This window comes from Pseudaquabacterium pictum (genome assembly GCF_005403045.1).
Lineage (GTDB): Bacteria > Pseudomonadota > Gammaproteobacteria > Burkholderiales > Burkholderiaceae_C > Pseudaquabacterium > Pseudaquabacterium pictum.
Genome location: NZ_BJCL01000010.1, coordinates 89318 through 112888, shown reverse-complemented (window position 1 = coordinate 112888; position 23571 = coordinate 89318). Strand labels below are relative to the sequence as shown.

23 protein-coding genes are annotated in these 23571 nt (G+C 70.8%); 9 read left to right on the top strand and 14 right to left on the bottom strand.

The features are described from left to right. Positions 1 to 15 precede the first annotated feature (15 nt). The 4 genes from FFT10_RS18520 to FFT10_RS18505 are packed head-to-tail and all read left to right on the top strand — an operon-like array spanning position 16 to position 1887. On the top strand, positions 16 to 210 hold the full coding sequence (locus FFT10_RS18520) for a DUF2783 domain-containing protein (protein ID WP_137734345.1): 195 nt from the start codon (positions 16 to 18) through the stop codon (positions 208 to 210). Beyond that, positions 210 to 914: an SDR family NAD(P)-dependent oxidoreductase gene (locus tag FFT10_RS18515; RefSeq protein WP_137734344.1), complete on the top strand. Its 705-nt coding sequence runs from the start codon at positions 210 to 212 to the stop codon at positions 912 to 914. Before FFT10_RS18520 ends, FFT10_RS18515 begins: the two co-directional genes overlap by 1 nt. A 13-nt stretch (positions 915 to 927) precedes the next feature. Then, positions 928 to 1416, top strand: a complete 489-nt coding sequence (locus FFT10_RS18510) for a 2,4'-dihydroxyacetophenone dioxygenase family protein (RefSeq protein ID WP_137734343.1) — start codon at positions 928 to 930, stop codon at positions 1414 to 1416. Between the two features lie 15 nt (positions 1417 to 1431). Further along, a complete protein-coding gene (locus FFT10_RS18505) occupies positions 1432 to 1887 on the top strand; it encodes a GNAT family N-acetyltransferase (protein WP_137734342.1) in 456 nt (151 codons plus the stop codon). 70 nt (positions 1888 to 1957) lie between these two features. Here FFT10_RS18505 and FFT10_RS18500 read toward each other — a convergent pair whose 3' ends face one another. After that, positions 1958 to 3295 (bottom strand): sensor histidine kinase, encoded by a 1338-nt coding sequence (locus FFT10_RS18500; protein ID WP_137734341.1) that lies wholly within the window; start codon positions 3293 to 3295, stop codon positions 1958 to 1960. After that, positions 3292 to 3945, bottom strand: a complete 654-nt coding sequence (locus tag FFT10_RS18495; RefSeq protein ID WP_137734340.1) for a response regulator — start codon at positions 3943 to 3945, stop codon at positions 3292 to 3294. Before FFT10_RS18495 ends, FFT10_RS18500 begins: the two co-directional genes overlap by 4 nt. Before the next feature lie 220 nt (positions 3946 to 4165). On the opposite strand from FFT10_RS18495, the gene FFT10_RS18490 reads away from it, so the two are divergent. Then, entirely contained in the window at positions 4166 to 5827 is a 1662-nt protein-coding gene (locus tag FFT10_RS18490) for a DUF5666 domain-containing protein (protein ID WP_137734339.1), read from the top strand. 67 nt (positions 5828 to 5894) lie between these two features. Here FFT10_RS18490 and FFT10_RS18485 read toward each other — a convergent pair whose 3' ends face one another. The 9 genes from FFT10_RS18485 to FFT10_RS18445 all read right to left on the bottom strand — a co-directional run bounded on the left by FFT10_RS18485 (position 5895) and on the right by FFT10_RS18445 (position 16873). Continuing rightward, positions 5895 to 6245, bottom strand: coding sequence for a hypothetical protein (locus FFT10_RS18485; protein ID WP_137734338.1), 351 nt, complete (start codon positions 6243 to 6245; stop codon positions 5895 to 5897). A gap of 25 nt (positions 6246 to 6270) precedes the next feature. Next, on the bottom strand, positions 6271 to 7587 hold the full coding sequence (locus FFT10_RS18480; RefSeq protein WP_137734337.1) for a TolC family protein: 1317 nt from the start codon (positions 7585 to 7587) through the stop codon (positions 6271 to 6273). Beyond that, positions 7584 to 7901: a DUF3240 family protein gene (locus FFT10_RS18475; RefSeq protein WP_137734336.1), complete on the bottom strand. Its 318-nt coding sequence runs from the start codon at positions 7899 to 7901 to the stop codon at positions 7584 to 7586. Before FFT10_RS18475 ends, FFT10_RS18480 begins: the two co-directional genes overlap by 4 nt. A 10-nt stretch (positions 7902 to 7911) precedes the next feature. Next, positions 7912 to 10968: an efflux RND transporter permease subunit gene (locus FFT10_RS18470; protein ID WP_137734335.1), complete on the bottom strand. Its 3057-nt coding sequence runs from the start codon at positions 10966 to 10968 to the stop codon at positions 7912 to 7914. Then, a complete protein-coding gene (locus FFT10_RS18465) occupies positions 10968 to 12164 on the bottom strand; it encodes an efflux RND transporter periplasmic adaptor subunit (protein WP_137734334.1) in 1197 nt (398 codons plus the stop codon). Before FFT10_RS18465 ends, FFT10_RS18470 begins: the two co-directional genes overlap by 1 nt. A gap of 136 nt (positions 12165 to 12300) precedes the next feature. After that, positions 12301 to 13245 (bottom strand): ABC transporter permease, encoded by a 945-nt coding sequence (locus tag FFT10_RS18460; RefSeq protein WP_137734333.1) that lies wholly within the window; start codon positions 13243 to 13245, stop codon positions 12301 to 12303. Beyond that, positions 13238 to 14305: an ABC transporter permease gene (locus FFT10_RS18455; protein ID WP_137734332.1), complete on the bottom strand. Its 1068-nt coding sequence runs from the start codon at positions 14303 to 14305 to the stop codon at positions 13238 to 13240. Before FFT10_RS18455 ends, FFT10_RS18460 begins: the two co-directional genes overlap by 8 nt. Next, positions 14295 to 15884 carry an ABC transporter ATP-binding protein gene (locus FFT10_RS18450; RefSeq protein WP_174246131.1) on the bottom strand — a complete coding sequence of 530 codons (1590 nt, stop codon included), beginning with the start codon at positions 15882 to 15884 and terminating at the stop codon, positions 14295 to 14297. The genes FFT10_RS18455 and FFT10_RS18450 overlap by 11 nt, the downstream gene beginning before the upstream one ends. Next, complete coding sequence (locus FFT10_RS18445) at positions 15884 to 16873, bottom strand: BMP family protein (protein WP_137734331.1); 990 nt, start codon at positions 16871 to 16873, stop codon at positions 15884 to 15886. Before FFT10_RS18445 ends, FFT10_RS18450 begins: the two co-directional genes overlap by 1 nt. Positions 16874 to 17067: 194 nt before the next feature. On the opposite strand from FFT10_RS18445, the gene bchE reads away from it, so the two are divergent. The 3 genes from bchE to purB all read left to right on the top strand — a co-directional run bounded on the left by bchE (position 17068) and on the right by purB (position 20802). Next, on the top strand, positions 17068 to 18741 hold the full coding sequence (gene bchE, locus FFT10_RS18440) for a magnesium-protoporphyrin IX monomethyl ester anaerobic oxidative cyclase (RefSeq protein WP_137734330.1): 1674 nt from the start codon (positions 17068 to 17070) through the stop codon (positions 18739 to 18741). Continuing rightward, the gene (bchJ, locus tag FFT10_RS18435; RefSeq protein ID WP_137734329.1) at positions 18738 to 19331 is read left to right on the top strand and encodes a bacteriochlorophyll 4-vinyl reductase; all 594 of its coding nucleotides are present in this window, start codon (positions 18738 to 18740) and stop codon (positions 19329 to 19331) included. The genes bchE and bchJ overlap by 4 nt, the downstream gene beginning before the upstream one ends. A gap of 97 nt (positions 19332 to 19428) precedes the next feature. Beyond that, positions 19429 to 20802: an adenylosuccinate lyase gene (gene purB, locus FFT10_RS18430; protein ID WP_137734328.1), complete on the top strand. Its 1374-nt coding sequence runs from the start codon at positions 19429 to 19431 to the stop codon at positions 20800 to 20802. Between the two features lie 16 nt (positions 20803 to 20818). Here the strand turns inward: purB and FFT10_RS18425 are convergent, their stop codons facing one another. The 3 genes from FFT10_RS18425 to FFT10_RS18415 are packed head-to-tail and all read right to left on the bottom strand — an operon-like array spanning position 20819 to position 22537. Continuing rightward, a complete protein-coding gene (locus tag FFT10_RS18425) occupies positions 20819 to 21496 on the bottom strand; it encodes a PRC-barrel domain-containing protein (RefSeq protein WP_228027173.1) in 678 nt (225 codons plus the stop codon). Between the two features lie 54 nt (positions 21497 to 21550). Next, complete coding sequence (locus tag FFT10_RS18420; protein ID WP_137734327.1) at positions 21551 to 21973, bottom strand: hypothetical protein; 423 nt, start codon at positions 21971 to 21973, stop codon at positions 21551 to 21553. 3 nt (positions 21974 to 21976) lie between these two features. Then, a complete protein-coding gene (locus FFT10_RS18415) occupies positions 21977 to 22537 on the bottom strand; it encodes a hypothetical protein (protein WP_137734326.1) in 561 nt (186 codons plus the stop codon). A 157-nt stretch (positions 22538 to 22694) separates the two neighbouring features. On the opposite strand from FFT10_RS18415, the gene pyrF reads away from it, so the two are divergent. Continuing rightward, positions 22695 to 23549, top strand: coding sequence for an orotidine-5'-phosphate decarboxylase (pyrF, locus tag FFT10_RS18410; protein ID WP_137734325.1), 855 nt, complete (start codon positions 22695 to 22697; stop codon positions 23547 to 23549). Positions 23550 to 23571 lie beyond the last annotated feature (22 nt).

Sequence of the window (23571 nt, the reverse complement as noted above, 5' to 3'; positions counted from 1 at the left end):
CACGGAGACTCCAGCATGACCGCCTCACCGCCCGGCCTCGACATCACCGGCCTGGAAACCGTCTACGACGCCCTGGCCACCGCCATCGACCAGGCAGGCCCCGACAAGAGCGAGCTGCTGCTGGTGAAGCTGGCCCTGCTCAATGCCCAGGCGCTGGGCGATGCGGCGCGGTTCCAGCAGCAGCTGCAGACCGCGCTGCAGGATCTGTGATGGCACGCCAGGTCCTGATCACCGGCGGCACCAGCGGCATCGGCGCCGGCATTGCCGCGGCGTTTGCGGCGCTGGGCGACCAGGTCACCGTGACTGGCGCCACGGCAGCAGAAGTCGATGCGGCCGCTGGGCGCGCCAACACCACGCCCCGGTTGCTTGACGTGCGCGACGGCGCAGCGGTCCAGGCCCTGGTGGCCGCACTCGGCCCGCTGGACGTGGTGGTGAACTGCGCCGGCGTGATCCGCCGCGGCGCCGAGCACGACCCGCTGGCCTTTGCCGACACCGTGGACATCAACCTCACCGGCACGATGCGGGTGTGCGCCGCCGCCCGCCCGGCGCTGGCCGCGCAGCGAGGCTGCATCATCAACACCGCATCGATGCTCAGCTTCTTCGGCGGCGGCCTGGTGCCGGGCTACAGCGCCAGCAAGGGCGGCGTGGCCCAGCTGACCAAGAGCCTGGCCATCGCCTATGCGACCGAGGGCATCCGCGTGAACGCGGTGGCGCCGGGCTGGATCGCCACGCCGCTGACCCAGGCGCTGCAGGACGACGCGGCACGCAGCCAGCAGATCCTGGCACGCACGCCGCTGGGCCGCTGGGGCACGCCGGCCGACGTGGCCGGGCCGGTGCTGTTCCTGGCCAGCCCCGCGGCGCAGTTCGTCACCGGGGTGGTGCTGCCGGTGGACGGCGGCTACCTCATCAGTTGAAGGAGACCAACCCATGATCGTGCAACTGCCCGGCATCCAGCCCGAGATCGCTGTCCAGGCCATCCCCGACGACGAGCGGGTGTGGGTGCCGCAGGCGCCCGCCGTGTGGTTCCGCCCGCTGCTGCTGAACACGGTGACCGGCAGCTGGTGCAACCTGCTGCGGGTGCGCAAGGCGGGCGTGCTGTCGCGCCACATCCATCCGTCCTGGGTGACGGGCTATGTGCTCCGCGGCGCCTGGCGCTACCTGGAGCACGACTGGGTGGCCACCGAAGGCAGCTTCGTCTACGAGCCGCCGGGCGAGATCCACACCCTGGTGGTGGATGAACAGGTGGGCGCCACCGAGATGATCACCTTCTTCAACATTCACGGCGCGATGGTCTATGTGGATGAGGCCGGACAGACCACCGGCTACGAGGATGTGTTCACCAAGATCAAGATGTGCTGCCAGCACTACGAGGCCGTGGGTCTGGGCGCGGCCTACGTCGACCAGTTCATCCGCTGACCCACGGAGGCCCGCATGCCGGTGACGCTGGAATCGCCCGACCAACCCGCGGTGATCACGCTGATCGCCGAGCTGGATGCCTACCAGGACACGCTGTACCCGCCCGAGGCGCGCTATGCGCTGGACCTGACGGCGCTGAAGCAGCCGAACGTGGCCTTCGCCGTGGCACGCGATGCCGCAGGCCAGGCGGTGGGCTGCGCTGCGGTGGTGGTGGACGGCTCGCGGGGTGAACTCAAGCGCATGTACCTGCAGCCAGCCGCCCGTGGCCAGGGCCTGGCGCAGCAGATGATGCAGGTGCTGGAGACGGCCGCTGCGGGCATGGGCTGCCGTCAGCTGTGCCTGGAGACGGGGCCGTACCAGACCGAGGCGCTGGCCTTCTACGCCAGGGCAGGCTTCGTGCGCCGCGGGCCGTTCGGCAGCTACCCCGACCACCCGCTGAGCGTGTTCATGGAGAAACGCCTGGCGGCGTGACCCAGGCCGGGGGCCCGTCGTGGTGTTCGGGCGGCATCAACGCCGGTGGACAGGCGGCCGGCCGACGACATCAGGCAGCCGTGGCACCGCCCGGCAACCGCTGCGGACCCAACCGCAGGCAGACCGTGGTGCCCGCGCCTGCGCCGCTGGCCGGTGCCGGCAGGCTGACCCGGCCGCCATGCCCGCGGGCGACCAGATCGGCCAGCATCAGGCCCAGACCCAGTGGGCGGGCATAACGGCCAGACGTCAGCTCGTCGGACAGCGCAGCGCGCAGCGGCGGAATCATGCCGCGGCCGTCGTCACTGACCGAGATCAGAACGCCACCATCGTCGATGCTGGTGGCATCCACGATCACCGCCCTGGCACCCATGCGGGCGGCGTTGTCGAACAGATTGGCCAGGGCCGCCGCCAGCAGGTCGGGATCGACGACCACCTGCGGCAGGCCGCGGACATGCACCTGCAGCTCGGCCACCGGCAGCCGGTGCACCAGTGCCGCCAGGTCCACCCGCTGCCATTGGGGCTCGGCACCGCTGCGGAACAGCGCCAGCAGGGCCACCACCACCTGCTGCAGGCGCTGGGCCGCCTGGCGTACGCGCTGCAACCGCTGCGCCACATCGGGCGGGGCGGCACGCAGGGCCACCGCCAGCTGGGCGTCGATGCCCGCCAGCGGTGTTCGCAGGGCATGGGCGGCATGGGCCGAGAACGCACGCTCGCTGGCGACGCGGCGCGCCACCCGTGAACCCAGTTCGACGATGGCCTGGCGCAGGGGGACGAGTTCGGCGCGATCGACATGCAGCAGCTCGTGGCTGGGTTCCAGGGGATCATGGCGCGCCACGGCGTGCGACAGCTGCTCCAGCGGGCGCAACTCACGCACCAGCAGGCGCCGCGCCCAGACCGAGCCTGCAACACCCACCAGCAGCGCGGCCAGGCCGCTGAGGAAGGCGGCTTCCAGCTCCGCCTCATGCCGCTCCCAGCCGGGCTGGGCCACGTAGAGCATCGCGCCAGCCGGCGCCGGCAGGGCCATGCCATGCACACGCCAGGCCGTCCCGAGATCGGACAGGCCGATGGTGGGAGCAGCCAGCAACGGGGTGGACGGCGCGGCATGCGAGCGGAGCAGCAGCTCATTGCGGGGACCGACCACTTGCCAGACCAGGTTCTCCTGATGCCGCGGCGCCGCCAGCGACGCCCCGTGCGACTGCGTCAGCACCGCAGCGGCCACCGGCATCGACAGCATGCCGTACAGCAGCTCGCCCGACTCCTGCAGCGCATGGTCCAGCACCTCGTGGATCTCATGGCGGACGACCAGCCACACCGCCACGCCGGCAGCCAGCGTCCAGGCCAGCGCGGCCATCAGCCAGGCATGTGCCAGGCGCGCGCGGATCGACGGCGTGGCGGCAGCAGCCCTCATTTCGGCACCCGGTAGCCCATGCCGCGCACGGTCTCGATCACCTCACGCCCGAGCTTGCGCCGCAGGTTGCTGATGTGCACCTCCAGCGCATTGCTGGTGGTATCGCCGTCGAAGCCGTTGGCCAGCGCGTCGAGATCCTGCTTGGCGACGATGCGCCCGGCGCGCAGCACCAGCGCCTCCAGCAGCAGCCACTCGCGTGCCGTGAGATCGACCCGGGCACCGGCCAGCGTCACCGCGCGGGCGATGAGATCCACCGTCACGGCCCCCAGCTGCCGCAGCGCACCGGCGCCACCAATGTGCCGCCGTGCCAGCACACGGACGCGGGCGGCCAGTTCTTCCGGCGCAAAGGGCTTGATCAGGTAGTCGTCGGCGCCACCGTCGAGCCCGTCGATGCGGTCCACGAGCTGGTCACGCGCCGTGAGCATGATGGCCGGCGTGGTGGCGCCGCGGGCGCGCTGGGACGTCAGCCACTGCAGCCCGGACCCATCGGGCAGGTTCCAGTCGACCAGCCAGGTGTCGTACGGCTCGCCGATCAGCGACCGCAGCGGTTCCAGTGCGGTGAACCAGTCGACCTGGTGCCCCTCGCCACGCAGGTAGTCTGCCAGCCCCTCGCCCAGCAGGTGGTCGTCTTCGATCAGCAACAGTCGCATCAGGTCGGTCCAGGCCGTGGAAGTCGGCGCCGCCGGATTGGACACCGGCGCACTGAAGCGAAGCTGAAGCGCCTGCCTGCCGCCACCGGACAGTGTGACGCGCACGACGGGCCGGGACGGCTCGCCAGCTTGCTTCAGCGACGCTTCAGACACCCTTTCGACACTGCCGCAGCGAATGGGTGAACGTCACCCCGCACCACACCCCCACTGGAGATGCGCAATGAAGAAGACCCCGATCCGACGACCCCACCTGACCCTGCTGGCCATGTCCATGGGCCTGGCGCTCTTGCTGCCGGCCTGCGGCGGTGGCGGTGGCGGCACCAGCGATGCCCAGCCACCCGCGCAGGCGCCGACGGCCAGCGCCCAGGCGGCCATCTACTTCACCGACGACTTCTCGGCCACCTACGACGCAGTGTGGGTGAGTGTTGCGCGGGTCACGGTCGTCAGCCCGGCCGGCGAGACCGAGATCTTGCGCCATGACACGCCCCAGCTGATCAACCTGCCCACCCTGCGCCGCACCGGTGCCCTGGTGGCCACGGCCAGCGTGCCCCTGGATGCCACCGAGATCCGGGTGTATGTGAGTGGCCAGGCCCGCCTGCAGACCCTGGACGGCAGCATGCAGGACGTGACGCTGCAGGCGCCCGCCGGCTACCTGGGCTTCAAGCTGGAGGGCTGGGACAGCCGCAGCGGCGCCTTGGCGCTGGACTTCGATCTGCCCAACTTCCGCCTGGAAGGCAGCACGCTGGTGGCAGCGACCCGACTGGCCGGCAGCACCGACCTGGCCGGCTGGAACAGCCGCTACACCGAGGCCAAAGGCACGGTGACCGCCGTCTCCGCCACCAGCATCACGGTGCGGACGGATGCACTGGGCAGCCAGACCTTCACGCTCGACGCCCAGACCACCTTCCTGTCCGAGCGCACGGCAGGCTGGACCCCGGTGGTCGGCAGTGTGGTCGAGCTCTACGGCAGCGTGAGCGGCCAGGGCGCGCAGGCTCTGCAGTTCAGCGCGCGGCAGGTGAAGGACCGCAGCGACGGCATCAGCGCGGCCAGTGGCAAGGTGCATGGCGTGGTGACGGGTGTCGAGAACGGCATCGTCACGCTGACGGTGGACCGCAGCCGCCTGGCTGGCGCGACCGGCAGCATCCGCGTCGACGTGACGCAGGCCCGCTACGAGCGTGGCAGCGCGGCACTGCTGGCACCAGGCATGCGCCTCGAGGCCTACCTGGTGGCTGCCGCCGCAGGCAACGGCTTCACCGCCCATCTGCTGGAGATCGAAGGCGCATCCAAGACCCGACCGTCGGGCAGCGGCGCAGACCGCGACGATGACGCCGCGCGGAGCTACAGCGAGATCAAGGGTGTGGTCAGCAGCGTCAACGGCCAACAAGTGGTGCTGCGTGCGCTGCACGCGAAGAACCTGCCGGCCGTGCTGCAGGGCAGCACGCTGACACTCGACCTCAGCGGTGCCTACTTCGAGCGCGGGGGACTGTCCTGCCTGGCGGCCGGCACACCGATCGAAGTCAAGGGTGGCGTGGATGCGGCCGGTCAGATGCAGCCGGTCAAGGTCGAGCTGGAAGGCGCCTGCGCCAGTGCACAACCAGTGGCCGGCCTGCCCGCCACCGGCCAGCCCACGTCGCCGGTGCTGGTCGCCAGCTTCGTCGAAGCCAAGGGCCTGATCACCGCAGTGCGCCCGGGCGAGTTCGACCTGCAGGTCTACAAGCTCGAGTACGCAGGCAGCGCACCCGCCACGGTGACCGTCCGGCATGGTGCTGGCACCACGTTCAATCGCCTGTCGGCAGCCCAGCTCGGCGCTGGCCTGTTCGTGGAGACCAAGGGCAGCCTGCTGGGCACGGTGCTGGACGCCAGCAAGATCGAACTGGAGTGATGCTGCAGCGCACCTCCGGTCTCGGGGGTGCGCTGGTCGCGCTTCAGGCTTCTCTGAGGGGTGCGGCTCAGCCCGCCGTCCGCCGCGGGGCCAGCGCACGCAGGCAATCCTGCACCTGCACATACACCGGCGTGCCGACCGCGTGCTGGGCGGCCGCCGACACCGGCACCGCCACCCGCCGAGGCCGACCAGCGGGACGGTAGTCCACGACGACCCACTGGTGTGCAGAAGCGGCAAGGGGGCAATCGGGCCGCAGAACCGGTGGCAGGTCGGCATCGCTGACCGTGCGCACCACGGTGGCGGTGTACCAACCGTCGCGCATGGCGTAGCGCCCTTCAAAGACGGTGACGGGCAGCGCGCAGCCGGCAAGAACGGCGACAGCGCTCAGGCTGGCAAAGGCAGGGACAAGGCGTCTCATGGTGGCAGGTGTGCTGAACAGCAGGTCAAGGGAGAACAGGCGCGGGAAGCAGCCGATGCAGGGCCAGTTGCAGGCCCGCCTGCGCCTGCAGCAAGTCGATGTCGGCCATCGCGCCTGCCAGTGCGGCTTCGCCGGCCTGGCGCTGCTGCTGCAGCAGTTCCGCAAGCGTGGCTTCGCCGGCCACCTGGGCGCGCTGGGTCATCTGCGCACTCAGGGCGGCTGCACGGGCGGCGGCCTGCAGACGCTGCTGCACCGCGGCCGCCTGCTCGGGCGCGGCTGACAGGCGGGCCGCATCGGTGGCCAGTTGCTGCTGCAGGCCGCGCAACCGCGCCTCGGCGCCAGCCAGTGCCGCCTGTCCGCCCTGGACGCGGCTCTCGCGCAGCGGACCGCCGAAGGGCATCGACACCGTGAATCCCAGCACCCGTTCGGTACCACCGCGCTCCTGGGCAAAGCGCAAGCCCAGCGTGGGATCGGCTTGGCGGTCAGCCTCCAGACGGCGCAGCTGCAGGCGGGCAAGCACCAGCTCGGCCTGGGCGGCGCCCAGTGCCGGATGGCGGTCCAGCAGTTGTTCCGCGGTCTTGGCCTGGTCGGCTGAGCCCGGCTGGCGCACGTCAGCCTGGGCGGTGTCCGGTGCGGAGCCGGCAGCCGGCCAGGCGGCCGCCAGCTGCGGATACCGCCGCAGCAGCGCCAGGCGGCTGGTGCTTGCGCGCTGTTCGGCGCTGGCCTGGGCCGCACTGGTGCGGGCGAGTTCGCCTTCGGCCTGGCGCAACAGCAGCGGTGCCGCATCGCCGGCGGCCACCCGGCGCTGCAGTGCAGCCACCTGGGCGGTCGCCAACTGCACCTGGTGCTGCTGGTGCCAGGCGGTCTGCTGGTCGCGCAGGGCGTCGAACCACTGCGACAGCAGAGCCGCGGCAGCGTCCTGCCACGCCGACTGCAGGCGCAGGCTGGCCACGAGGTGCACCTGCGTGGCCAGGTCATCGTCCTGCGCCGCCTTGCTGCCCCAGCGCAGCGTGCGCTCGACAGCGATCTCGCGCTCGCTGAAGGAGGCGCCGCCGCGTTCACTGCGCTGCGCCAGACCGGCGCGCAGCACCCAATCGTTCGGGCCCAGGCGCAGCTGCGTGGCCATGGCATGGTCGGCGCGCTGGCTGGCGCTGGCGGCCTGGGCTTCGGGTGCCTGCAACAGCGCTTCACGCAGCAGGTGTTCGGGCGGCAAGCCGTGAAGCCCGGCGGGCTGGGTGATGGTGACCGTCTGAGCGGCCAGCCACAGCGGCAGACCGGCGAGCATCAGCGCCGCGGCGCGGGCGATGCGACGGGCTTGCGGCCCACGAGCGAGGGTTGTCATGCCAATCGTCCAAAACTGGTCAGCGGTGTGATCCACCAGGCCGCTTGCGGATGGGGAAAGGTCTGCTGCAGCGCCTGCAGCAGGTCGGGCGTGTGGACGTGCCGCATCAGCACCGTGACCAGGCAGCGTCGGGCGCGGCCGCGGATCTGTTCCATCACGCTGGGCAGCTGCACCAGCCGGCCGTGCCCTTCGGCATGCACCACGGAGAAGCCGTCGACCCACTGCGGGTGTGCGAGCAGCAGGTCCAATGCCTCCTCCTCCAGCGCCTGGGGCAGGGCCAGCGTGAGCACGCAGTCGTACAGGGAGTCATCCATGGTGGGGGGCTCAGTTCTTGATGCCGAAACGCCTGAACAGGCTGGGCAGCAGCAGCAGGGTGAGTGCGGTGGCGCTGACCAGGCCGCCGATCACGACGATGGCCAGCGGGCGCTGGATCTCCGAGCCCGGGCCGGTGGCCAGCAGCAGCGGCACCAGGCCGAAACCGGTGATGCTGGCGGTCATCAGAACCGGACGCAGCCGGCGGCGAGCGCCGTCAAAGACCAGGCTGGCCAGGGGCTGACCGCGGGCATGCAGCTGGTTGAAGTGGGTGATCATCACCAGGCCGTTCAGCACGGCGATGCCCATCAGCGCGATGAAGCCCACCGAGGCCGGCACCGACAGGTATTCACCGGTCACGGCCAGGGCCACCACGCCGCCCACCAGGGCGAGCGGGATGTTGGCCAGCACCAGCAGGGCCTGGCGCACAGATCCCAACGTGGCGAACAGCAGGCCGAAGATCAGGCCCAGGGCGATCGGCACCACCAGGGCCAGCCGGGCGGCGGCGCGCTGCTGGTTCTCGAACTGGCCGCCCCAGCCGATGCGGTAGCCGCTGGGCAGCGGCACCTGCCTGGCCACGGCGGCCTGGGCATCGGCGACGAAGCCCACCAGGTCGCGGCCACGCACATTGGCGCGCACCACCACCATGCGCGAGCCGTTCTCGCGCTCCACCTTCACCGGCCCGTCCTGGGTGGCCACCCGGGCCACCGACGACAGCGCCACCGACGCGCCGCCGGCCATCGGCAGGCGCAGCGCCTGGATGTCGGCCACGCCCAGGGTCTGCGGGCCACGCAGGATCAGCGGCAGGCGGCGCCCACCCTCGATCACCACGCCCGCGGACATGCCTTCGACCAGGGTGCGCAGGCTGTCCTGCACCTCGTCGGCGTTCAGGCCAAGCCGGCCGATGGCCTGGCGGTCCAGCGCCAGCTGCAGGTACTGCACACCCGCGTTCTTCACGGTCTGCACATCCTCGCTGCCGGGCAGGGCGGTCAGTGCGGCCACCGTGGCTTCGGCCAGCCGCGCCAGCTCGGCGTTGTCGGTGCCGTAGATCTTGACCGCCAGATCACCGCGCACGCCCGACAGCATCTCGGAGGTGCGCATCTCGATCGGCTGGGTGAAGCTGAAGTTCACGCCCGGAAAGTCAGCCACCGCCTTGCGCAGCGCGTCGATCAGCTCGGACTTGTCCGCGAAGCGCCAGCTGGCGCGCGGCTGGAGCACCAGGAAGCTGTCCGTCTCGTTCAGACCCATCGGGTCCAGGCCCAGCTCGTCGGAGCCGGTGCGCGCCACGATGCGCTCCACCTCGGGCACCTGGGCCAGGATCCGACGCTGCACCGCCAGGTCGGTGGCGGCCGAGCGATCGAGGTTGATCGACGGGAGCTTCTCCAGCTGCAGGATGATGTCGCCCTCGTCGAGCGACGGCATGAACGACTTGCCGATCAGTGGATAGGCCGCGCCCGCGGCCACCAGCAGCGCCAGTGCGCCGCCGAACACCCAGCGCTCATGCGCCAGCGCCCAGGCCAGCACGCGGCTGTAGAGGGCATCGAGATGGCGCACCAGCCAGGGCGCGCGGTGGCTGGCCTCGCCCAGCAGCAGCGAGGCCAGCACCGGAATCACCGTCAGCGACAGCAGCAGCGATGCTGCCAGTGCAAACACGATGGTCAGTGCCACCGGGCCGAACAGCTTGCCCTCCAACCCCTGGAGCGTGAGCAGGGGCAGGAACACGATGATGATGATGGCGATGCCGGCCGTGACCGGCACGGCCACCTCCTGCACGGCGCGGAAGATCACATGCAGCTTCGCGCGCGGCAGGCCGGGGACCTGCTCGCCGGCATGGGCCTCGATGTTCTCCACCACCACCACGGCCGCGTCCACCAGCATGCCGATGGCAATGGCCAGGCCGCCCAGCGACATCAGGTTGGCCGACAGGCCCCACTGGCGCATGAGGACAAAGGTGAGCAGGGCCGACAGCGGCAGGATGGTGGCCACCACCAGCGCCGCCCGCAGGTTGCCCAGGAAGACGAACAGCAGCACCAGCACCAGCAGGGTGGCCTCGCCCAGGGCGCTGGTCACCGTCTTCACCGCGCGCTCGACCAGGTTGCCGCGGTCGTAGAACGGGGTGATGGTGGTGCCCTTGGGCAGGCTGGGCGCCAGCGCGGCGAGCTTGTCGCGCACCTGCGCCACCACCTGCTGCGCGTTGGCACCACGCATGGCCAGCACCAGGCCTTCCACCGCCTCGCCGCGGCCGTCCTGGGTGACGGTGCCGTAGCGTGTCAGCGCGCCGATGCGCACCTCGGCCACATCGCCGATGCGCACGGCGGCGCCATCGGTCTGCGACACCACCACCGCACGCACATCGTCCAGCGAGGCCAGGTTGCCGCTGCTGCGCACCAGCAGGGATTCATCGGCGCTGTTCAGGCGGCCGGCGCCGTCGTTGCGGTTGTTGGCCAGCAGCGCGGCCTGCACCTGCGCCAGCGACACACCACGCGCGGCGAGCGCCGAGGTGTCGGGCACCACCTCGTAGCTGCGCACCAGGCCGCCCAGGGAGTTGACCTCGGCCACGCCGGGGATGCCGCGCAGCTGCGGGCGGATCACCCATTCCAGCAGGGTGCGCCTGGCCTCCAGCGAGAGCGGGCCGTCCACGGTGAACATGAACACCTCGCCCAGCGGCGTGGTCACCGGCGCAAGGCCGCCGCTCACGCTGGGCGGCAGGTCCTTCAACACGCCGGTCAGCCGTTCGCTGACCTGCTGGCGCGCCCAGTACAGATCGGTACCGTCCTCGAAGTCGAGCGTGATGTCGGCGATGGCGTACTTGGATTGCGAGCGCAAGACCGCCTGGTGCGGGATGCCGAGCAGCTCCTGCTCGATGGGCGCGGTGATGCGGGTCTCCACCTCCTCGGGCGTCATGCCCGGCGCCTTCAGGATCAGCTTGACCTGGGTGCTGGAGACATCGGGAAAGGCGTCGATGGGCAGGCCGCGCAGGGCCAGCCAGCCACCGGCCACCAGGCCCATGGTCAGCACCAGCACCAGCAGCCGCTGCGAGAGCGACAGCGCGATCAGCCGTGCCAGCATCAGCGCACCCCGCCGGTGGCCACGCGCGCTGCCGGGGCCGCACCGACCGCCGACGCAGCGGGTGCCGCCACTGGCACGATTTCACCCAGGCCCAACCAGGCGCCCTTCAGCGCAGCCACACCGGCCACCACCACGTGCACATCACCGGCCAGGCCACGCACGCTGGCCTGCTGGCCGGTGCGCGACAACACGGTCACCGGCTGGGGCCTGAAACCGCCGGACGCGGCAATGAAGACATGGTCCTGGCCCGACAGCTGCCACAACGCCGCGACAGGCAGCCATTGCACGCCGGTATCGGCCCCTGGCAGGGCAACGCTGGCACTGACGACCTGATTGGCCTGCACGCAGTCGGCAGCCCGGGCCAGCGCCACCTGCACGATCACCGCCTGATTGCTGCCCTGCATCGCAGGCGCCACACCGCGCACCGTGCCCGCCAGGCCGCAGCCCTGAACCTGCACCGCGGCACCTGGGCGCAACTGCGCCGCCTGGGCCGGCGTGGCCTGCAGCGCCAGGCCCAGTGCCACCGGGCGCGCGATGCGCATCAGTGGCGCACCGGCCTCGACCTGCTGGCCGGGCTGCACCAGCACCTCCGCCACGCGGCCGGCCGCAGCGGCGGGCACGCTGAGCGCCGGCTGCACGCTGGCCGTGGTCACCAGATGTTGAATCTGGCCGTCGGACAGGCCGGCCAGACGCAGGGCCTGGCGGCGTTCCAGCGCACCGAGACGGGCCTGCTGGGCGGCGTTGCGGGTCTCATGCAACCGGGCGGCGGCAATGATGCCGTCGTCCGCGAGACGCTGGTCACGGGCCAGGCGCTCGTCCGCTTGTTCGGCTTGCAGCCGCAGCTGCAGGAACTCGCGCTGGACGGACATCAGCGCCGGGCTGTGCAGGCGCAGCATGGCCTGGCCGGCGCGCACGGCATCGGCGTTGTTCACGAGCACCGACTGCACCACGCCAGCCATCGGTGCGCTGACCAGTTCCATCGCTTGTGGTGGGGCCACCACGCTGCCCTGCAGCAACAGACTGGCACCACCCGCCTGCGCTGATGTGGCACCGCCCTGACTGGCGGTGGGAGGCGCCGTCTGCACGCCAGCCTGGCGCTGCTGCGCAGGGGTGAGCACCAGCAGCGCAGGCGCTGCATGGGCCAGCGTGGCAGTGGCCAGCAGCAGGAGATGAAGCAGGGATGGCAGGACGGACATGGCGGGCTCGACAGAACAGAGCCCGCAATCTAGGGAGTCACCCTGAAGCTGTGCTGAGCGTGCCTGCGGTGAGCGGGTGGCAGGTGCCCTCGCCCCGGGCACACAGACGCATCACGCCGCCTGGGTGCGTGCCGACCTACCGCTCGCCCTTGCGGTAGGGCTTCATCAGCGCCTGCGGATAGGCCGCCCGCCGGGCCACCAGCACCAGCGCCACGATGGCCATCGCATACGGCAGCATCAGGTACAGCTGGTACGGCAAGGCCAGGCCCAGCGGGCCGCCATCGGCGCCGGTGGCCTGCTGCAGGCGCAGCTGCAGTGCGTCGAAGAAGGCGAACAGCAGCGCGCCCAGCAGCGCCTTGCCCGGCCGCCAGCTGGCAAACACCACCAGGGCCACGCACACCCAGCCGCGGCCGTTGACCATGTTGAAGTAAAAGGCGTTGAAGGCGCTCAGCGTCAGGAAGGCGCCCGCCACGCCCATCAGCGCCGACCCGACCACGATGGCGCCGGTGCGCAGCCGCCGCACATCCAGGCCCTGGCCTTCGGCCGCGGCCGGGTTCTCGCCCACCATGCGCACCGCCAGGCCCAGCGGCGTGCGGTAAAGCACCCAGGCCACCAGCGGCACGGCCACCAGCGCCAGCAAGGTGAGCGGCGTCTGCTGGTTCAGCACCGGGATCGGCAACCAGGCCATCGGCGCGAACGGGGTGATGGTGGGCGGGCTGTCCACCTTGGGAAAGCTGACCCGGTAGGCGAAGCTGGCCAGGCTGGTGGCCAGCAGGGTGATGCCCAGGCCGGCCACATGCTGCGACAGCGTGAGCGTCACCGTCAGGAAGGCATGCAGCAGACCAAAAGCTGCGCCCACCAGCGCCGCCACCAGCACCCCGCCCCACAGCCCCAGGCCGTTGTAGGCACCCAGCCAGCCGGCAAAGGCGCCGGCCACCAGGATGCCCTCGATGCCCAGGTTCAGCACCCCCGCCCGCTCGCACAGCAGCACGCCCAGCGTGCCCAGGATCAGCGGCGTGGCGATGCGCAGCACCGCCACCCAGAAGGGCGCGGCCAGCAGCAGGTCGACCAGCTCAGCCATGGCGCCAACGGAGCCTGTATTGCGTCAGCAGCGTGGCGATCAGCATCGAGATCAGGCTGACCGCGACGATGACATCGGCGATGTAGGTGGGCACGGCCACGGCGCGGCTCATGCTGTCGGCACCCACCAGGATGCCGGCCACGAAGATGGCCGCGGCCACCACGCCCAGCGGGTTCAGCGCCGCCAGCATCGCGATCACCACGCCGCTGCTGCCGTAGCCGGGCGACATGTCCAGCGTCACATAGCCGGCGCGGCCAGCCACCTCGATGGCGCCGGCCAGGCCGGCCAGCGCGCCCGACAGCAGCGCCACCTTCACCGCCACCCAGCCCACCGGCATGCCGGCGAAGGCCGCGGCGCGGGTGTTGGCGCCGACCGCACGGATCTGGAAGCCCAAGGTGGTGAAACCCAGCACCGCCCACAGCGCCAGCGCCAGCACCAGCGCCCACAGCAGGCCGGTGTGCACGCGGCTGCGCTCGACCAGCTTGCCGAGCTGCAGCGCATCCTGGATGGCCACGCTCTGCGGCCAGCCCATGGCCATGCTGTCCTTCATCGGCCCGTCGAGCAGGGCCGACACGCCCAGCAGCACGATGAAGTTCAGCAGCAGCGTGGTAACCACCTCGTCCACGCCCAATCGGCTCTTCATCAGCGCCGGGCCCAGCAGAAGCAGCGCGCCGGCCACGGCGGCAGCGGCCATCATCAGCGGGAACAGCAGCCACGCCGGCTGCTCGAAGCCGCTGCCGCCATGCAGACCGCCCACCGCCACCGCGGCCATGGCGCCGGCATAGAGCTGGCCCTCACCGCCGATGTTGTAGAGCCGGGCGCGGAAGGCCACGGCCGCGGCCAGGCCGGTCAGGATCAGCGGCGTGGCGCGGGTCAGCGTCTCGGTCCAGGCGAAGCGCGAGCCGAAGCCGCCTTCCAGCAGCAGCGCATAGGCCCGGCCCACCGGCGCGCCGGCCCAGGCCACCAGCAGCGAGGTGATGACCAGCGTGGCCAGCACGGCGCCAATCGGCGCGGCCAGCAGCATGGCACGCGAGGTCTGGGCGCGGCGTTCAAGCTGCATGGGCGCCTTCCTGCGATGCGCCGGCCATGGCCAGGCCGATGGCGGCCAGCGTCCAGTCGGCCGCGGGGCGGGCGTCGGTCAGCCGGCCGTGGTGCATCACCGCGATGCGGTCGGCCAGCGCGAAGATCTCGTCCAGGTCTTCGCTGATCAGCAGCAGCGCGGCGCCCGCAGCGCAGGCATCGAGCAACTGGCGGTGCACATAGGCCACGGCGCCGATGTCCAGGCCCCAGGTGGGCTGGTTGGCGACGATCAGCACCGGCGGGCCGGCATGCTGCGGATCGCCGGCCAGCGCGCGGCCGAGGATGAGCTTCTGCATGTTGCCGCCCGACAGGCCGCGGGTGATGGTGTCCAGCCCGCCGCCCTCGGTGCCGCGCACATCGAAGCGGGTGACCAGGCCCTGTGCATGCGCCCGCGCCGCGCCGCGCCGCACGATGCCGCCGCGGGCGAAGGCCGGGCTGCTGCTGCGCTCCAGCACCGCGTTCTCCCACAGCGGCAGGTCGCCGACCACGCCCACGGCATGGCGGTCTTCCGGGATGCGGGCGACACCGGCATTCACCCAGGCACGCGGCGTGGCCGGCAGCGCGCGGCCGGCCACCGTCACCGTGCCGGCATCGGGCGCCACCAGGCCGTGCAGCAGATCGGCCAGCGCATGCTGGCCGTTGCCGGCCACACCGGCGATGGCCACCACCTCGCCGGGCTGCAGCGCCAAGTGGATGTTGTCGAGCTGCGGCCAGGCGCCATGGCCACGCACCGTCACGCCCTGCAGCATGCACACCGGCGCGGCAGCGGTGGCCGGCGCGGCCTTGGCCTCGCGCACCACGCGCTGCACGTCACGCCCCACCATGGCCTGCGCCAGCTGGGCCTTGCTGGCACCAGCTGCCGGCATCTGCGCCACCAGCTTGCCGCCACGCAGCACGGCGATGCGGTGGCTGACCCGCAGCACCTCGTCGAGCTTATGGCTGATGAAGATGATGGCCAGGCCCTGCGCCACCAGCTGGCCCAGGGTGGCGAACAGCGATTCGCTTTCCTGCGGCGTGAGCACCGCGGTGGGTTCGTCCAGGATCAGGATGCGGGCGCCGGCCTTGCGGCCGAAGGGCACCAGGGCCTTGAGGATCTCGACCCGCTGCCGCTCGCCCACCGACAGGCTGGCGATGCGGGCATCGGGGTCGACCTGCAGGCCGAAGCGCCGGGCCGTGTCCGTCAACGCCGCCCGCGCGGCGGCACGGCGCGAGAACGGCTGCCACAGGCGCTCGGTGCCCAGCATCACGTTGTCGAGCACGCTGAGGTTGTCGGCCAGCGTGAAGTGCTGGTGCACCATGCCGATGCCCGCGGCCAGCGCCGCGGCCGGGTCGCCCGGCGGCAGCGGCTGGCCGTCGACCGTGATCTGGCCGGCATCGGCCAGGTAGTGGCCGAACAGGATGGACACCAGGGTGCTCTTGCCGGCGCCGTTCTCGCCCAGCAGGGCCAGCACCTCGCCGCGGTCCAGCGTCAGCGAGATGCCCTCGTTGGCCACCAGGGCGCCGAAGCGCTTGGTGATGCCGTCGATCTGCAGCAGCGGCGGCCCGGGCCGCAGGCCCATCACTTGGCCTTGGGCTGGCCGTCGTCGACCTTGACGCTGAACTTGCCGTCGAGGATGGCCTTCTCCTTGGCGCGCACCTTGGCCAGCAGGTCGGCCGGCACCTTCTTCTCGAAGGTGCCCAGCGGGCTCAGCGTGCTGCCCTTGGGCTTCATCATCGACAGGTGGCCGTAGTCCTCGGCCTTGAAGCTGCCGGCCTTCACCGCCTTGATGGCGGCGTCGATGGTCGGCTCCATGTGCCACAGCGCGCTGGCCACCACGGTGTCGGGGTAGTCCTTCTGGGTGTCGATCACGTTGCCGATGGCCAGCACCTTGCGCTCCTTGGCCGCGTCGCTGACGCCGAAGCGCTCGGCGTACATCACGTCGGCGCCCTTGTCGATCATCGCGAAGGCGGCCTCCTTGGCCTTGGGCGGGTCGAACCAGCTGTTGATGAAGCTGATGCTGAACTCCACCTTGGGGTTCACCTCCTTGGCGCCGGCCATGAAGGCATTCATCAGCCGGTTCACTTCCGGGATGGAGTAGCCGCCGACCAGGCCGATCTTGTTGCTCTTGGTCATGCCGCCGGCCAGCATGCCGGTGAGGTAGGCCGGCTCCTGGATGTAGTTGTCGAAGACGCTGAAGTTGGGCGCCTGCGGCTTGCCACTGCTGCCCAGCAGGAAGCTGACCTTGGGGTAGTCCTTGGCCACCTTGCGGGCGGCGGCCTCCACCGCGAAGGCCTCACCCACGATCAGGGTGTTGCCCTGCTCGGCGTACTGGCGCATCACCCGCTCGTAGTCGGCGTTGGTGACGTTCTCGCTGAACACGTACTCGATCTCGCCGCGGCCGACGGCCGCCTTCAGCGCCTTGTCGATGCGGCTGACCCACTGCTGCTCCACCGGCACGGTGTAGATGGCGGCAACCTTCAGCTTGGCCTGCGCGAAGGCAGGCGCGGCGGCGGCCAGCGCAGCAGCCAGGGCGGTGGTGGTGATCAACAGGCGGCGGGAGAAGGTCATCGGCGGCTCCGTGGGTGGATGGTGTGCGGGATCCCAACTGTAGGGCCAGGGCCGACGCAAGCGTTGTGCCAGGCGCGCCCCCATTCGCGACACCCCCCAATGTGTCAACCAAGGTTGACGCCATTTGACACACCGCAAGCCACGCCGGCCATCGCCGGCCGACGATGCCGGCACAACGCCACTGAGGAGCCGTGATGCGCGTGCTGCTGATCCATCCCAACTACCACTCGGGCGGTGCCGAGATCGCCGGCAACTGGCCGCCGGCCTGGGCGGCCTACCTCACCGGCTACCTGAAGCACGGCGGCTACACCGACGTGCACTTCGTCGACGCGATGACCCACCACATCGACGAAGCCGGCGTGCGCGCGAAGATCGCCGAGCTGCAGCCCGACATCGTCGGCTGCACCGCCATCACCCCGGCCATCTACCAGGCCGAGGCCACGCTGCAGTGGGCCAAGGAGATCAACCCCGACATCGTCACCGTGCTGGGCGGCATCCACGGCACCTTCATGTACCCGCAGGTGCTGGCCGAGGCACCTTGGATCGACGCGGTGGTGCGTGGCGAGGGGGAGGCCGTCTTCCTGAACTTCGTGCGCGCCGTCGATGACGGCAGTTGGGCGCGTGACCGCCACAGCGTGCGCGGCATCGCCTTCCTGGAAGACCAGGCCGCGGTGGACAAGAAGGTGCGGGCCACCGAGGCCGAGCCGCCGATCGCCGACCTGGACACCATCCGCCCCGACTGGGGCATCCTGCAGTGGGACAGCTACCTCTACATCCCGATGAACACCCGGGTGGCGATCCCCAACTTCGCCCGCGGCTGCCCGTTCACCTGCACCTTCTGCAGCCAGTGGAAGTTCTGGCGCGACTACCGCATCCGCGACCCGATCAAGGTGGTCGACGAGATCGAGGACCTGGTGAAGAACCACCAGGTCGGCTTCTTCATCCTGGCCGATGAAGAGCCCACCATCCACCGCAAGAAGTTCATCGCCTTCTGCGAAGAACTGATCAAGCGGGATCTCGGCGTGCTGTGGGGCATCAACACCCGCGTGACCGACATCCTGCGCGACGAGAAGCTGCTGCCGCTGTTCCGCCAGGCCGGCCTGATCCATGTGAGCCTGGGCACCGAAGCGGCGGCCCAGCTGAAGCTGGAACGCTTCAACAAGGAGACCACGATCGCCCAGAACAAAAGGGCGATCCAGCTGCTGCGCGAGGCCGGCATCGTGACCGAGGCGCAGTTCATCGTCGGCCTGGAGAACGAGACCGCCGAGACGCTGGAAGAGACCTACCGCATGGCGCGCGACTGGAACCCCGACATGGCCAACTGGGCGATGTACACGCCCTGGCCGTTCAGCGACCTGTTCCAGGAGCTGGGCGACAAGGTGGAGGTGTTCGACTTCGCCAAGTACAACTTCGTCACCCCGATCATGAAGCCCGACGCAATGGAGCGCGGCGAGCTGCTCGACCGGGTGATGAACAACTACCGCCGCTTCTTCATGAACAAGAGCTTCTTCCAGTACCCCTGGGAGAAGGACAAGCTGCGGCGCAAGTACCTGATGGGCTGCCTGAAGGCCTTCCTGAAGAGCGGCTTCCAGCGCACCTTCTACGACCTGGGCCGCGTCGGCTACTGGGGCCCGCAGACGAAGAAGAAGGTCGACTTCGCCTTCGACACCACCCGCCAGTACAGCCGGCCGTCGGCCGATGCGGTGGCCGCTGCGGATGCGGGTTGGGTGACGATGCACGGCCCGAAGATCGAGCACAAGCGGCGCCAGGGCGAATTGAACGCGGCCCTGGCCTGCGGCGGCGGCACCGAGCAGCTGGCCGAATCGGTGGCCGAATCGGTGGCGGACACCCGGCAGGCCACGGCATGACGGCGGCCACCGCCGGCCGCATCGGGCCGAACGCCATCACCCGGGTGGCCGAGGTGCTGCCCGCGCTGCTGGGCGAGGCCGGCACGCGCGCACTGTTCGATGCGGCCGGCCTGGGCGGCCACCTGCGCCAGCCACCGGAGGGCATGGTCGACGAGGCCGAGGTGGCGCAACTGCACCGGGTGCTGCGCCAGCAGCTGGGCCCGGCGGTGGCTGGCCAGGTGGCACGCAGCGCCGGGATGCGCACCGCCAACTACCTGCTGGCGCGGCGCATTCCGCGGCCGGTGCAGTGGCTGCTGAAGTGCCTGCCGGCCGTGCTGGCGGCCCGGCTGCTGCTGCAGGCCATCTCCCGCCACGCCTGGACCTTTGCCGGCAGCGGCCGCTTCCAGGCGCGGGCCGGCCGCCCCTGCGTGCTGACCATCCACGACAACCCGCTGTGCCGCGGCGTGGCCAGCAACCGGCCGGCCTGCGACTTCTACTGCGCCACCTTCGAGCGGCTGTTCCAGGTGCTGGTGCACCCGGCCGTGCAGGTGGTGGAGACGCACTGCGAGGCCCGCGGCGATCCGGTCTGCCGCTTCGAGCTGCGCTGGTAGGCCGGCCCGGGGCGGAGCGGCGGCCTAAAATCCGGGGTTTCCCGAGGTGGCGCGGCGCCGTGCCTGCCGCCCGCCGCAACCTGCCAGGCCCACCACCATGACGCACTCCACCCTGTCTGCCCTGTCTCCGCTGGATGGGCGTTATGCCGGCCGCATGGCCACGCTGCGCCCGCTGATGAGCGAGTTCGGCCTGATGCAGCGCCGGGTGCAGGTGGAGGTGGAGTGGTTCATCGCGCTGTCGGACGCCGGCTTCGCCGAGTTCAAGCCGCTGGCCGAGGCCAGCCGCGGCTACCTGCGCAGCCTGGTGCTGCGGTTTTCCGAGGCCGATGCCCAGGCCATCAAGGACATCGAGCGCATCACCAACCACGACGTCAAGGCCGTCGAATACTGGATGAAGCAGCGCTTCAAGGGCCATGCCGACCTGGAAGCCGCCGGCGAGTTCGTGCACTTCGCCTGCACCAGCGAGGACATCAACAACACAAGCCATGCGCTGATGCTCAAGGCCGCGCGTGAGCAGGTGCTGCTGCCGGCCGTCGACCGCATCATCAGCAAGCTGCATGGCATGGCGCAGGCCATGGCCGCGCTGCCGATGCTCAGCCGCACCCATGGCCAGACCGCCAGCCCCACCACCGTGGGCAAGGAGATCGCCAACGTGGTGGCGCGGCTGCAGACCGCCCGAGCGCGCATCGCCGGCGTGGCCCTGCTGGCCAAGATGAACGGCGCGGTGGGCAACTACAACGCCCACCTGGCGGCCTACCCGGCGCATGACTGGCCGGCGTTCTCGCGCATGGTGGTGGAGCAGCGGCTGGGCCTGGCCTTCAACCCGTACACCATCCAGATCGAGCCGCACGACTACATGGCCGAGCTGTTCGATGCCATGACCCGCTGCAACACCATCCTGATCGACTGGTGCCGCGATGTGTGGGGCTACATCAGCCTGGGCTACTTCAAGCAGCGCCTGAAGGACGGCGAGGTGGGCTCGTCGACGATGCCACACAAGGTCAACCCGATCGACTTCGAGAACGCCGAGGGCAACTTCGGCCTGGCCAATGCGCTGCTGACCCACCTGAGCCAGAAGCTGCCGGTCAGCCGCTGGCAGCGCGACCTGACCGACAGCACCGTGCTGCGCAACATGGGCGTGGCCTTCGGCTATGCGGTGCTGGGGCTGGACAGCCTCGCCAAGGGCCTGGACAAGCTGGAGACCAATGAGGCTGCGCTGGCCGCCGACCTGGACGCCGCCTGGGAGGTGATGGCCGAAGCGGTGCAGACCGTGATGCGCCGCCACGGCCTGCCCGAGCCGTACGAGCAGCTCAAGGCCTTCACCCGCGGCCAGCCGATGACGCAGGACCTGATGCTGGGCTTCGTCGACAAGCTGGCCTTGCCCGAGGACGAGAAGGCGCGGCTGCGGGCGATGTCGCCGGCCAGCTACACCGGCCTGGCGGCCCAGCTGGCGCGCGGTCTGCCGGGCTGAGCCCGGCAGCCGGGGCTCAGCCCGGCACGGCGCTTTCGGGCCCGCTGCGCAGGCGGGACACGGCATCGCTGAGCGCGGCCTGGAAGTCCTTCCAGCGGCCGACGCTGGCGTTCTGCAATTCGGCGAGCTTGCCCTCGGCCACCTGCACATTCCGCTGCAGCTGGTCGATCTCGGGCTGCAGCTTCAGGCGGGCCTCGGCACCGGTGGCCTCGGCAGCCTTCTGCAGCGCCACCAGGTTGCGGCGGGCGCGGCCGATGTCCTCGACCGCGGCGGCGATGAAGTGGTCGCGCACCGCCGTGTCGTTGGCGTAGTCGAAGCGCGGGATGGTGCGGACCACGTCCTGTGTGGCGCCCGGCATCTCCAGCCGGCCGCCATGGTCGCGCACCTGGGCCGCAGGCACGGCCACGTCATGCCGGCCGATGCCGACAAAACCGCCGGCGCCGATGATCAGGTACGACACCTTGCCGCCCGGGGCGATGATGATGTCCTGCACCTGGCCGATCTTCTGGCCGGCCTCGGTGTAGACCGTCTTGCCCAGCACGCTGCGCCTGGCGCTCCAGCCCATGGCGATCTCGTGGCGCTCGGTCAGCGTCACGCTGGCGGCGGTGGAGCCGGCCACCTGGGCGTGGGCCCACACGGGCAGCAGCAGGCCGGCCAGGGCCAGCAGGCGGACGGACATTCGGGGTGAGGGCATGGCGGTTCCAGCGGTGGGTGGCAGGGGTGTGGCCGGCCTGGTGCAGAACCAGGCTCAGCCGGTGATCACGTAGCGGTCGGTGCGGGCGGCGGCCAGCACCTGGGCGCTCTGGTCGGCCAGCAGGTCCAGCGGGCGCTGGTCGGCCAGCCAGGTGTTGCCGCGCACGAACCACGCGGCCAGTTGCCAGCCATCCAGCACCGCAGCCAGCTCGGCCAGGGTCTGGCGCGCGCCCTGTCCCCAGGCCGGCTGCAGCGGGTTGAACTGGAACATCGGCACCCAGAACGTGCCGTGCCAGTCGAAGCTGAAGGCCTGGCTGCCGACGATCAGTGCGGCCAGCGCCCTGCTGTCACCCTTGCCACGGCCGACCATCCAGTGGGCCAGATCGGTCCCGCGGGCGATGCCGCCGCTGCCGCGGTAGGCAGTGCACAGGGCGATGAAGCCGGCGTCACCGCGGCTGAATTCGGCGGCCGGCAGCATGGCTCAGCTCTTGCCGTAGCGGGCCTTGGCCGTGCTCTGGCAGCTGGACTTGGCATCGCCAGCCAGGGCGTCGCACTTCTCGTTGGCCAGCTTCAGGTCGGCCTCGCGCTGTGCCTCGGTCGCGTCCTGGCCGGCGGCGGCCACGGCCTTCACCAGCTTCAGCTCGGCGATGGCCTTGGTGTGGGTCGTCTTGGCCTGCTGCACGCACACGTCCTTGGCATTGCCGGCCTGGTCGTCGCACTTCTCCTTGGCCACGTCATAGGCCGTGTCGGCCTGCACGGTGAGCATCTTCTTCTCGTCGGCGGCCTTGCCGGTGTGGCCGAACTCCAGCGCGGCGCGGGCGTTCTTCTCCTTGGCCTTGGCCTCTTCCTGGCACACGTCCTTGGTGTTGCCGGTCATCGCCCGGCAGGCCAGTTTCTCGGTCTGGAAATCGGCGTCGATCTTGGCCTTGCCGGCGGCGTAGTCGGCCATGCCGATCGGGGCGGCATGGGCCGGGGCCCAGGCCAGCACGGCGGTGAGCGACAGGACGGCGGCAAGGGCGGAGGTGCGGAGGGGGAAGGTCATGGGAAGTCCGGTGAGCGTGGTCGGCACGGGGGCCTGGACTTCCAGTGTGGGCAAGCGACGGCGGCCGGACCAGCGGCGGGCACCGTGTCACGCTGTGGTGCTTGTCCTACGTGGCGGGGCGCGGGCGCGCCGGGGGCTTCGCGGGACAATAGGACGCATGACTGCCCCCCTGCGCCCTTTCACCGAGCAGCTGGCGGCCGCCCAGCGCCGGGCCGACTCCATGCTCTGCGTGGGCCTCGACCCCGAGCCCGAGCGCTTTCCCGGCGCCTGGCGGGGCGATGCCAGCCGCATCTTCGATTTCTGCGCTGCCATCGTCGATGCCACGCACGACCTGGTCTGCGCCTTCAAGCCGCAGATCGCCTACTTCGCCGCCCACCGCGCCGAGGACCAGCTCGAACGCCTGATGGCCCACATGCGCCGGGTGGCGCCGGCGGTGCCGGTGATCCTGGATGCCAAGCGCGGCGACATCGGCAGCACCGCCGCGCAGTACGCGCGTGAGGCCTTCGTGCGCTACGGCGCCGATGCGGTGACGCTGTCGCCGTTCATGGGCTTCGACTCGATCGAGCCCTACCTGGCCCACGAGGGCCGCGGCCTGATCCTGCTGTGCCGCACCAGCAATCCCGGCGGCAGCGACCTGCAGGCCCAGCGGCTGCAGGATGGCAGCCTGCTGTACGAGCACATCGCCCGCCTGGCCGCCGGTCCCTGGAACCGCAACGGCCAGCTCGGCCTGGTGGTGGGCGCCACCTTCCCGGCCGAGATCGCCCGGGTGCGTGAACTGGCGCCCACGCTGCCGCTGCTGATCCCCGGCGTGGGCGCGCAGGGCGGCGATGCAGAGGCCACGGTGCGCGCGGGCTGGCGCGGCAGCCGTGGCGCCCAGGGCCTGCAGAGCAGCGGGCCGGTGGTGGTGAACTCGTCGCGCGCAGTGCTGTATGCCGATGGTGGCGCCGGTTTCGCCGCGGCCGCACGGCAGGTGGCCGAGGCCACGCGCCAGGCCCTGCGCACCGCCGGCTGAGCCCGGGCCACCCGAACTCCGC